9 protein-coding genes are annotated in these 12,016 nt (G+C 43.5%); 8 read left to right on the top strand and 1 reads right to left on the bottom strand.

What is annotated here, in order from left to right:
* Positions 1-91 precede the first annotated feature (91 nt).
* On the top strand, positions 92-1,555 hold the full coding sequence (locus PCRYO_RS01725; RefSeq protein ID WP_011512702.1) for an alpha/beta fold hydrolase: 1,464 nt from the start codon (positions 92-94) through the stop codon (positions 1,553-1,555).
* Positions 1,556-1,799: 244 nt separating this feature from the next.
* Here the strand turns inward: PCRYO_RS01725 and PCRYO_RS01730 are convergent, their stop codons facing one another.
* A complete protein-coding gene (locus tag PCRYO_RS01730) occupies positions 1,800-2,780 on the bottom strand; it encodes an Hsp33 family molecular chaperone HslO (protein ID WP_011512703.1) in 981 nt (326 codons plus the stop codon).
* A 552-nt stretch (positions 2,781-3,332) separates the two neighbouring features.
* On the opposite strand from PCRYO_RS01730, the gene PCRYO_RS01735 reads away from it, so the two are divergent.
* From PCRYO_RS01735 to PCRYO_RS01765, 7 genes are all read left to right on the top strand, one after another.
* On the top strand, positions 3,333-4,325 hold the full coding sequence (locus PCRYO_RS01735) for a glutamate/aspartate ABC transporter substrate-binding protein (RefSeq protein WP_011512704.1): 993 nt from the start codon (positions 3,333-3,335) through the stop codon (positions 4,323-4,325).
* A gap of 109 nt (positions 4,326-4,434) precedes the next feature.
* Positions 4,435-5,181, top strand: a complete 747-nt coding sequence (locus PCRYO_RS01740) for an amino acid ABC transporter permease (protein WP_011512705.1) — start codon at positions 4,435-4,437, stop codon at positions 5,179-5,181.
* Positions 5,178-5,846 carry an ABC transporter permease subunit gene (locus PCRYO_RS01745; RefSeq protein WP_011512706.1) on the top strand — a complete coding sequence of 223 codons (669 nt, stop codon included), beginning with the start codon at positions 5,178-5,180 and terminating at the stop codon, positions 5,844-5,846. The genes PCRYO_RS01740 and PCRYO_RS01745 overlap by 4 nt, the downstream gene beginning before the upstream one ends.
* Positions 5,847-6,029: 183 nt before the next feature.
* Positions 6,030-6,749 (top strand): amino acid ABC transporter ATP-binding protein, encoded by a 720-nt coding sequence (locus PCRYO_RS01750; protein WP_041753349.1) that lies wholly within the window; start codon positions 6,030-6,032, stop codon positions 6,747-6,749.
* A gap of 178 nt (positions 6,750-6,927) precedes the next feature.
* The gene (locus PCRYO_RS01755) at positions 6,928-8,163 is read left to right on the top strand and encodes an FAD-dependent oxidoreductase (RefSeq protein ID WP_011512708.1); all 1,236 of its coding nucleotides are present in this window, start codon (positions 6,928-6,930) and stop codon (positions 8,161-8,163) included.
* 341 nt (positions 8,164-8,504) lie between these two features.
* Positions 8,505-10,259 carry an AMP-binding protein gene (locus PCRYO_RS01760; RefSeq protein ID WP_041752942.1) on the top strand — a complete coding sequence of 585 codons (1,755 nt, stop codon included), beginning with the start codon at positions 8,505-8,507 and terminating at the stop codon, positions 10,257-10,259.
* A gap of 125 nt (positions 10,260-10,384) precedes the next feature.
* A complete protein-coding gene (locus PCRYO_RS01765; RefSeq protein ID WP_011512710.1) occupies positions 10,385-11,995 on the top strand; it encodes a carboxyl transferase domain-containing protein in 1,611 nt (536 codons plus the stop codon).
* Positions 11,996-12,016: the final 21 nt, after the last annotated feature.

Raw genomic sequence — 12,016 nt, forward strand, 5'->3', positions numbered from 1 at the left:
AAGATACTTGATAGTTAAATCATTCTCTTCTGTTTATGACCATTACAGGATAGTATGGAAAATTCCTTTAACTGTTTGATATGTCAACATTATGCTCAGTCCAAAACCTTTAGAAACTATCCATGATTTATTTGCAACGACTCGGCGTCCTTCTGATGAGCAATCTGCTATCGATATAGGATTTCAAGGCGATGTCTATGAGGAACTGGATAAGCTTGACTATATCTATGTGGATGAGCTGACTGAAAAAAGCGTGAATCATACTGATATTCAACCGTATCAACCGCTCTCATTGGTTGGTTTTTTTGAAGGATTGGCACAGCTTGCGACTATGGGTGTGGTCGAGGTGACTGACATTGTGGAAGCCATCCACCGTGAGATATTACTGCGTCCTTTAGGGCGGTTTAATAAAGGAAATGTCGAGCGCTGGCAACAGGGTATCACGGGGCGCATTTATGGTACGGTACGTCAGGCGATGCAGCTGATTGGTAATAATTTAGCCTCAGGTCTGCACCTTTATAATACTGTTTTAAAGCCCAAAAAGGTCAGACTATTACCAAAGAACTTGCGGCGCATGGTCAATATCCTAAACGGAGTGATGGGTGATCATCTGATTACGCATCAAAATCCATTAGCAGTATCGATGGTGCTGTATGATACCAATAATCGGGTGCAAAGCGCTGTATTGTCAGGGCGCGTTATTATTCTATGCCATGGACTTTGTTTAAGCCACTTAAGCTGGAAAGTATCTGGTGAGAATAATCTGGCAAAAACGCTCATGTATAGCTTGCCGTCATCGACTGTCTTGTATTTAAATTATAATACAGGTCGACGTATCTCAAGTAATGGACGTAGCTTTGCTCAAGTGTTGCAAGATTTGGTTGAGAATAACCCAGACATCACCCAGATTGATTTGGTCGGTCATAGTATGGGCGGTTTGGTAAGCCGTAGCGCGCTGTTTTATGGCAAAGAGCAAGGTTTTAGCTGGGTCAAAAGGGTGAGTAATCTGGTGACTTTAGGGTCACCGCATCATGGCGCAAGTTTGGAGCAGATTGGGCATTTTGTCCAAGATAAAATCGCTAAATTGCCCTTTGCTGGGTCATTGGCAAAGCTTGGTGATATGCGCAGTGCGGGTATCATTGATCTGCGTTACGGTAGTATTCGAGATGCCGACTGGCAAGCGTTAGAGGGACGTAGTGTGCTACCAGCAGATTTTCGTCATCCTACTCACTTGCCATTGCATGTGAATACCTATCTGGTAGCAGCAGTGATGGTCGAGACCCATTTTGAATTTAAGACCACAAGTTTATTGGGCGATGGGCTGGTTTCGGTAGAGTCAGCACTGGGTGAGCATACCGAAGAGCATACGCTGGCAGTACCAGAGGGACACAAAGCTATTTTTTATGGGATAAACCATATGAACTTAATCTACAGCGATAGAGTACATCAGCAAATCATTGCTTGGCTCTTGGATGATAGATTAGGCGATGCACATGAAGCAAAGTATGCGCTGAACCCGCGTATTTATTCTTATCCAGAAACCTATGAGGTTTAGAATAAGAGATACAAAATAATAAGACTAATGCTAAAAACCCTCAAGCATCATACTTGAGGGTTTTTTTATGAGTGACTATAGTGAATTCAGTATTAAAACGATACAGTAGGACTGAGATGAATTGTACGCAGCCTCTGTCAGCGTAGTCACAGCATGCCAGAAAAATTTATACCAGTACTGCGTTGGAATATAAAGTATCTGTTTTATTTGGAATTGACTATACTTAAATCAATGAGATAAAAGACTACTCAGCAAAAATCGCTGCCACATCGTCTTCATTAAATTTATAAATCTCACCGCAGAATCCGCAATCCATCTCAAAGGTACCGTTTTGCTCTGCAACGATATCCAATGCTTCTGTTTCGCCGATTTGCTCGATTGCCATTTCACACTTTTCACGTGAACACGTACAACCAAACGATAGCGAGATAGGCTCAGGAGCAACGACTTTTTCTTCATGATATAAGCGATACAAAATCTCATTGGTATCAAGCGTGGTCAATTCTTCCGCTTTCAGTGTACGCGTCAATACAGACAATCGTGTCCACAAGTCATCATCAATACCAGCATCTTCATTTTGCTCAACTTCGTAGGTTTCTTGAGCGGTACGCGGCAGCATTTGCACCAAGATGCCACCCGCTTGTAAACCATCAGATGCCAAATTAATCAGCGTTGGAATCTGTGCCGATTGCTTTTGATAATGCGCCAAGCAATCTGCCAGATTGTCATGGCTACGTTCAACAATACCTTGATACGGCTCGCCGCCATCCGGTTGGATATTAATAAATAATACGCCTTGACCAGTAGCGCCCAGTTCAGCAAACGCTTCTTTAGCATGCAGCATATTATTCCACGCTTGCACGTGCTCGTCAGTATCAGCTTTCCAGCTGGCAAGAGCGCGGATAATACCGTTTTGATCACATTCAGCCATCGCCCAATTCAGCAAACTATCGCTATCTGATGATTGCAATTGAATCGACAAGCGACCATTGATTTTAACAGTACCAATCAGCAAACTTGCAGCCGTCAACATCTCACCGAGTAAGCGTTTTAGTGCTTCAGGATAAGGCTTTTGCGCAATGGTCGTCGCATAGCTACGCGATAAGCGCACCACATCACCGCGCACCGGAGAGTCTTCAATAAAAAAGCGTTGGCGAATGTCGTTATCTTGCATCAGATCAGTATTTTGTTCAGGAGCATTCGGAGTTTGGGTATCTTGGGTCATAGGTCATGTATAAGATTAAGAAGTTGCTAGCTTTATGGGGATAGGTTCGGATTTATCAATCGTATCTATAGTAGATACACTTTTTAAAAAATACAGTGCCACTGGGATTAATTATTCGCAGCCTCTGTCTGCGTAGGCACAGTCAGCAAGCAAAATTGATACCAGTAGCACCTTATAATTTTTGTATTTCTTTTATTTAGGACTGACTATAGTAGATTGTTGACGTAAGAAATGCCGTTTATAAAAAATGAATTTCTCTATTAGCTTTATCAAATATGTACCTATATTAATGACGTTAGAGCTTGTTTTATTTAGGGATTATTATCTCCAACAAATTAAAAACCAAAAATAGTCAGCTGAGTAAAAAAAGTTTACCCTCGTCAGTCAATTTGTTGTACAGTAACATTAAGTTGCATAGTGATAAACAACAGCAACAGCACGGATGCATAGCAATAGGGCCCATAAACGCAAATTTATAGCGTTTTTCTACGGTTTCTATCGCACTTAAATGTCATTCCAATCTTGTGGCAATGTGATAAAAGGACATATCTCATGACTTACTTACTTTCTACCTCTATATCCAAACCATTAACGTTAGTTGCCTTTATGGCACTAGCTCTAGCAGGCTGTAACAACAATAGCCAAACCAGTAATGAGGCGACGCCAGCAGATGGAGCAACCACCGAGGCGACGGCAAATACCAACGGCACCTTAGATAAAATTAAAGAATCAGGCACCATCGTCGTCGGTCACCGTGACTCTTCCATTCCGTTCTCATACATCGCTGATGATCCAAATCAGCCGATCGGCTATGCTCATGATTTAGAGATGAAAGTGGTAGAAGCTGTCAAACAAAAGCTCAATATGCCAGATCTAAAAATCCGCTATAACCTTATTACCTCACAAACACGCATCCCATTAGTACAAAATGGTACAGTAGATTTTGAGTGTGGTTCAACAACCAATAATGAAGAGCGTCAGAAACAAGTCGCTTTTTCTAACGGCTTCTTTGAAATCGGTACGCGTTTATTGACCAAAAAAGATTCAGGTATCCAAGGTTTCGATGATTTAAAGGGTAAAACCTTAGTCACGACTGCAGGTACAACTTCAGAGCGTTATATTCGTGAATACAACGACGATAAAAAGATGAATATCAATGTCATCTCAGCAAAAGACCATGGCGAAGGTTTCTTGATGCTAGAGAATGGTCGTGCCGATGCCTTTATGATGGATGATGTATTGCTAGCAGGCGAAAAAGCCAAAGCCAAAAATCCCGATGAATGGGTCATTGTTGGTGAGCCACAATCGTTTGAGATTTATGGTTGTATGATGCGTAAAGACGATCCAGAATTTAAAGCCGTGGTCGATGAAGCACTAGCCAATGTCTTTAAGTCAGGCGAGATCAATAGCATCTATGACAAATGGTTCTTAAATCCAATTCCACCAAAAAATGTCAATCTAAAGTTTGAGATGTCAGATAACTTAAAAGCGTTGATTGCCAATCCACATGATAGCGATCAGCCAAAAGTAGCGACTGCGCAATAACGCTTCTTGTCCCTCAACATAGCATGCTTACGCGTTCAGATTGTTTGTCAAATAGTTTGATAGCAGTCTGAAAGCGTGGGCTTTTTAACCGTTGCTCGGAGAGACAATTATGAATTATAGCTGGAACTGGGGTGTGCTGTTTGAGCAGACCGGTATCGGTAGCGAGCTGTATATCCATTGGATGATTACTGGTCTTGGCTGGTTGTTATTGATTGGCAGTATTGCATGGGCAATCGCCATGGTGGTTGGTACTATTTTTGGCATCATGCGTACCTTGCCGAATAAAGGCGCACGTGCTATCGGTACTGCTTATGTGACGTTTTTCCGCAATATCCCTTTATTGGTACAATTATTTTTCTGGTTTTATATCGCCCCAGGTTGGCTCACGCCATCCATACAAGAGTGGTGGTATAAAGACTTGTCTCCCAATACCTCAGCCATGCTGTCAGCCAGTATCGGTCTTGGTTTATTTACCGCAGCTCGTATTGTTGAACAAGTACGTACTGGTATCGAGTCACTACCTCAAGGGCAGATCAATGCTGCCTACGCGCTTGGCTTTAGTATCCCGCAAGCCTATAAAGAAGTACTGCTGCCACAAGCGTTTCGGATTATCTTACCGCCACTGAGCTCAGAGCTGACCAACTGCTTTAAAAACGCCTCAGTTGCGTCTTTGGTTGGGGTAATGGAGCTGATCAGTCAGACCAAAACCATCAGTGAATATACTCAAAACAGTCTTGAGATTTATACCTATGCGACCATTATTTATCTGGTGTTTAATCTGTCTTTAATTGCCATTATGGGGCTAATTGAACGTAAATTGCGTGTGCCTGGGCTAATTGCAGGGAGTCAAAAATGAATATGACCGAACTTGCAACTGCCTATCCCGGTTTGATGGGTGGCATGCTGACGACTTTAAAAGTATTATTTTTAGCAATCTTAGGCGGTCTCAGCTTAGGGACGGTATTGGCTTTGATGCGTTTGTCTGGTATCAAAGCACTTGAGATACCTGCAAAGCTATACGTCAATTATTTCCGTTCTGTGCCATTGCTGCTCGTACTTCTCTGGTTTTATTTTGCCGTACCGATGATTTATTTTTGGGTCGCTGGTAAATATCTGCAACTCGATACAGCTTTTACCTCGTGTGTAGTCGCCTTTATGATGTTTGAAGCGGCATATTTTTCAGAGGTGGTACGTGCGGGTATCCAATCTATCGGCAGTGGACAGGTTAACGCTGCCAAAGCGCTCGGTATGACCTATGGGCAAACGATGCGCTTGATTATTTTGCCGCAGGCGTTTCGCAAGATGCTACCGCTGATTTTGCAGCAATGTATTATTTTATTCCAAGATACGACATTGGTTTTTGCAATTGGCTTGACGGATTTTTTCCGCGCCGCTTATGTACGCGGTGAGCTGATGGGTTTATTAACGCCCTATATATTAGGAGCAGGCGCTGTTTATTTTATTATCAGTTTGAGTGCCTCTATTGGCGTACAACAAGTACAAAAGCGTTTAAGATTCTAATGATCTTTAATAAATTCATATCGGAAGCTGTACGTTAAGAGCTATATTTAATAATGATGAAAATAATGTGGTTAGGAGCCAGTGATGAATGAGCCAGTAATGAATAATACTGACACGTATATAAATGAATTTGGCGGACTGGTCACTAACACTGGTCATGCAAGCGATGAAATCGTCATCCAAATGAGTGATGTGAGCAAATGGTATGGTGACTTTCAAGTATTGTCTGGCTGTAGTGCCCATGTGCATAAAGGCGATGTCGTCGTCGTTTGTGGTCCATCGGGCAGCGGCAAGTCGACCTTAATAAAAACGGTTAATGGACTAGAGCCTTTTCAAAAAGGCGAGATTATGGTCAGCGGTATCTCCGTTGGCGCGCCAAAAACCAACTTGCCAAAATTACGTAGTAGTGTCGGTATGGTCTTTCAGCACTTTGAGCTGTTCCCGCATCTGACGATTGTTGATAATTTGACTGTCGCGCAAATCAAAGTATTGGGACGTAAAGAAGCGGAAGCCAAGCAAAAAGCCATGGCATATCTAGACCGCGTCGGACTAACGGCGCAAGCAGCAAAGTATCCAGCTGAGCTGTCCGGTGGGCAGCAGCAGCGTGTCGCGATTGCACGTGCGTTAGCAATGGATCCAGTGGCGATGCTCTTTGATGAGCCAACTTCAGCACTTGACCCTGAGATGATTCAAGAAGTGCTTGATGTCATGGTTGAGCTAACCCGTGAGGGCATGACGATGATGTGTGTTACCCATGAGATGGGCTTTGCCAGTCAAGTTGCCAATCGGATTATCTTTATGGATGAAGGTCATATCGTTGAAAACTGTAGCAAGGATGAGTTTTTTGAAAGCGCGAAAAGTGACCGCGCGCAAATGTTCTTATCAAAGATTCTCAATCATTAAGGCAGTCATTTAGAGTTGATTTATTTAGAGCGCCTATTAATAGGCGCTTTTTTTATTGTAAGCGACTTTATAAACGCCTACGTGAGTGAATACCTGTTTACTGATACAATGGCAGCCACTATCATAAACAGCCACTATCATAAAAACAATATAATCTCTCATCTATCATGGAGTCAATATGAGCACAGAAACTACATTTCCTATTACTACAGCAACAGACGCCAAAGGTATTGTCATCATTGGTGCAGGTTTGGCTGGCTGGCACGTGATTGATGCCATTCGTGCCAAAGACAAAGATGTGTCGATTACTCTAATCACCATAGACAATGGCGATCGTTATCATAAGCCGATGCTTACCATGGCAATCAGCCAAAACAAGCAGGCATCAGACTTGGTACGCGCGACTGGCGCTGATGCGGCAGAAGCGGCACAAGTGACCTTACTTGCCAATACACAAGTCACGGATATTGATGCTGCTGCGCAAACGGTACAGCTTATCTCAGCGCTGCGCTCAGATCCTGTTTATACCAATTATGCAACCATCAGCTATGACAAGCTGGTCTTAGCGATGGGTGCTCATCCTATTTTCCCTAAGAGTTTGCCGCAAGATTTGGTATGGCATGTCAATCATATTGAGCGTTTTGGGCAATTGCAAGAAAAGCTTGCCATTGGTAGTCAGCACGTGGCGATTGTCGGTGCGGGTATGGTAGGCACTGAGATTGCTGAGGACTTGCTCAAGGCAGGTCATGAGGTGACCTTAATTGATTTAAATGATGCGCCGCTATCGCAAATGCTACCGCCAAAAGCGACAGCTCGTATTGCCAAAGCAGTGCAATCGCAGGGTATTAATTTTTTAGGCGGTTATCAAGTATCCGATGTCATACGTAATGATGACGGCAAGCTGCAAGTTAGCTATGAGCCATTTGCTCCTAATGGAGAAGATACAGATGCTCAGTCATCTGAGATATTAATCGTCGACCATGTGATTGCCAGCACGGGTCTGACCGTTGATGGTAAATTACCAACTGCAGCTGGAGTTGAGTTCAACCATCGCACTGGTATCGTGGTAGATGCGCCAACACTACGAACCAATACCAATAATATCTATGCGATTGGTGATTGTATGTCTATCAATGGTGTTGCCTGCCGTTATGTAGCGCCACTACGTGCGCAAGCAGCAACGATTGCTGATGATGTATTAGGTTTAGAGCATAGCGGTTATGAGCATAAGCCACCGATGATTCGCTTAAAAAACAAAGCCATCTCAGTGATGGCCACGGGCGTGCCGCAAGCAAACGGCAACTGGCAAGTAACCACTGAAACTGAAGATGAGCTTATTATGAATTTACTCAATGATAATAATGAAGTCAGCGCAACTGTTACTATTAAGGCGCCGCCAATTGTATCAGTGTAGTAATTAGCAAATTGCCTGTAGTTTATGGTTTTAGTTTGTTAAACATGCATCATGTTTTTAAGTTGAGGATACTCTAAAATTTAGTGCTAAAAAAAAGCCAGCCACCTATACATAGCGTGACTGGCTTTTTTGTGTCAAATATCTGCCATATTTTTATGCTATCTTTAATAAAGCATTACTATTGGATTCTAATTAAATGATACATATTGTATTACTATTATTGACAGCATTCGATTTAAGGCGGTATAGTAGCTAACGCTCGTCAAGACCTGTTCAAGGAACAATGAATGGGTGACAGGCGACTCATTAGCACCATAAAAAGTAAAACGAAAGGACTCGTTATGACTCAAGTTTCTGACTTCGATACCATTCTAAATAATATCCCCAGCATCAATATGGGTGCACGCTCAGCAAATGCGCCACTTACCCAAAGCTATGATAAAGGTCCTGATGTGCCGCTGATTGAAGCGACCATTGGTGATTTTTTTGATGCTATTGTCTCCAAATATCCTGAGCGCGAAGCACTGGTCGTCCGCCATCAAAATATCCGCTGGACATATCAACAGCTGCAACAGCATGTCAATCAGCTGGCTAGTAGCATGATTGAGATGGGTCTTGAGATTGGTGATCGCATCGGTATCTGGTCGCACAACAATGCTGAATGGCTCTTGATGCAACTAGCAACCGCGAAAGTCGGCGTTATCCTCGTCAATATCAATCCTGCTTACCGTACCTTTGAGCTGCAATATGCTTTAAATAAACTTGGCTGCTCGGCATTGGTATTGATGCGCCATTTCAAAAGCAGTGATTATGCCAGTCTAATCCGTGAGCTGTGTCCTGAGATTTATCATAAAGATTATACTCAGCTTGATTTGGTCGAGATTCCAACCATTGAGCGCATCATTTGGATTGATGAGCCAGACTCTGATGAAGAATTTGGTTTTATGCAGAAGTTCTCTGCTTGGATGGCGGAAGGCGATGCCAATGATCCACGGGTTGCTGAGCGTCAAGCGCAGCTTAAAAACACCGATGCTATTAACGTCCAATTTACCAGTGGCACGACAGGGACGCCAAAAGGCGCGACGTTAAGCCATCGCAATATCTTAAATAACGGCTACTTTATCGGTGAGGCTATGAATCTCACTGAAGAAGACAGACTGTGTATTCCAGTACCGCTATACCATTGCTTCGGTATGGTGCTCGGTAATTTAGCGATTCTGACGCATGGCGGCTGTATCGTCTATCCGAACGATGGTTTTGAGCCATTGTCAGTCCTGCAAGCAGTCGAAGAAGAAAAATGTACTGGTCTGCATGGCGTACCGACGATGTTTATCGCCGAGCTTGACCACCCTGAATTTGAAAACTTTGATTTATCGACTTTGCGTACTGGCATTATGGCAGGCTCTAGTTGTCCGATTGAGATCATGCGCCGTGTCATCGATGAGATGCACATGAAAGAGGTCACCATTGCTTATGGCATGACTGAAACCAGCCCAGTATCCTGTCAAACCAATGAACATACGCCACTTGATAAGCAAGTCTCGACCGTAGGACTCGTGCAGCCAGCGCTTGAAGTCAAAGTAATTGATACCGAAACAGGTGAAATTGTGCGCTTAGGCGAAACTGGCGAGTTACTCACCCGTGGTTATTCGGTGATGAAAGGCTATTGGGGCAGTCGCTTTAAAACGCGTGAAGCCATTCAAGATGGCTGGATGCACACCGGTGACTTGGCGACCATGGACGAAGATGGCTATGTCAAAATCGTCGGTCGTAGTAAAGATATGGTTATCCGTGGCGGTGAAAACATCTATCCGGTTGAAATCGAAAACTATCTATATCGTCATCCTAAAATCCGTGATGTGCAAATTGTTGGCGTTCCTGATGAAAAGTATGGTGAAGTGTTGGCTGCTTGGATTATACCTAAAGAAGCTGGCAGCTTAACGGAAGAAGAAGTACGTCAATTCTGTAGTGAGCATATTGCTCATTATAAAGTGCCAGCCTATTATCGCTTTGTGACTGAATACCCAATGACCATCACTGGTAAAATTCAGAAATATAAAATTATTGAGCAGATGAAAGAAGAGTTAGGATTATAAAAAATTGAGCCGTTTTACTTCTTATTTTACTAATAAATTTTTCAGTAAATATTAAAATAACCAGTAGTTAAAAAAATTCGCATAAAAAAGCTACTCGCATTTACGCATTAAAGAAAAGGGATATCATGAGCGCTATCATAACCAGTAAACTGAGTCCAAATGCCGCTGAATTTCAGCAGAACAGTGCTGCAATGCAAGAGGTCGTCGATGACTTGTATCAGCATCTGCGTAAAGTCGCCCAAGGTGGTTCAGAGCGTGCACGCGCCAAGCATTTAGCACGTGGTAAGCTACTACCTCGTGAGCGTGTCGAGCGTTTGCTTGATGTTGGTACGCCATTTTTAGAAGTAGCTCCGATGGCAGCGCACGATATGTATGGCGAAGATATTCCAGCGGCGGGCGTGATTGCTGGTATCGGTCGTATCAATGGCATCGAGTGTATGATTGTCTGTAATGATGCCACGGTAAAGGGTGGTACTTATTATCCAATGACGGTCAAAAAACATCTACGTGCCCAAGAAATTGCCCAAGAAAACAACTTGCCTTGTGTCTACTTAGTCGATTCTGGCGGTGCAAACTTGCCCAATCAGGATGAAGTATTCCCTGATAAAGAGCACTTCGGACGTATATTTTTTAATCAGGCGAATATGAGTGCCGCTGGCATTCCACAGATTGCGGTGGTCATGGGCAGCTGTACGGCTGGTGGAGCTTATGTACCAGCGATGAGTGACGAGTCTATTATTGTTAAAGAACAAGGAACTATTTTTTTAGGTGGTCCGCCACTGGTCAAAGCGGCAACAGGTGAAGAGGTCACAGCAGAAGATTTGGGCGGCGGTGATGTACATACCCGTCTGTCGGGGGTGGTCGATCATTTGGCGCAAAACGATACCCATGCGTTATCAATCGCGCGTAATATCGTTAGCCACTTAAACCGTTCTGCTAAACAGATCCCAAATCAAATAAAACCACGTCCACCGCGCTATGATGCTAAAGAGCTATATGGCGTCATTCCAACCGATAAACGTAAGCCATTTGATATTAGAGAAATCATTGCTCGTATCGTCGATGACAGTGCCTTTGATGAATTTAAGGCGCGCTTTGGTACGACGCTGGTTTGTGGTTTTGCTCATATTGAAGGTATGCCAGTTGGCATTATTGCCAATAATGGCATCTTATTTAGTGAATCGGCGCAAAAAGGTACGCACTTTATTGAGCTGTGCTGTAAACGCAAAATTCCTTTAATATTCCTACAAAACATCACCGGCTTTATGGTCGGGCGAAAATACGAAAACGAAGGTATTGCCCGTCATGGTGCCAAGATGGTGATGGCGGTAGCGAATGCCAAAGTACCAAAATTCACCGTTATCGTTGGTGGCTCATTCGGTGCGGGTAACTACGGTATGTGTGGACGTGCTTATAGCCCGCGCTTCTTATGGATGTGGCCAAATGCGCGCATTTCTGTGATGGGCGGCGAGCAAGCAGCGTCGGTACTAGCAACGGTTAAGCGCGATAACTTTGACCGCAAAGGCGAAGCGTGGAGCGATGAAGACGAAGCAGCATTTAAAGCGCCGATTCGTGAGATGTACGAAGAGCAAGGTCATCCTTATTATGCTACCGCTCGTTTATGGGATGATGGCGTGATTGACCCTGCTGATACCCGTAATGTGTTGGCATTAGCGCTTAGCGCGGCTCATAACGCACCGATTGAAGAGACAAAATTTGGTGTCTTTAGAATGTAGCAATGAACGGTATATTGACAG

Origin of the sequence: Psychrobacter cryohalolentis K5, assembly GCF_000013905.1 — a bacterium.
GTDB classification, from domain to species: domain Bacteria; phylum Pseudomonadota; class Gammaproteobacteria; order Pseudomonadales; family Moraxellaceae; genus Psychrobacter; species Psychrobacter cryohalolentis.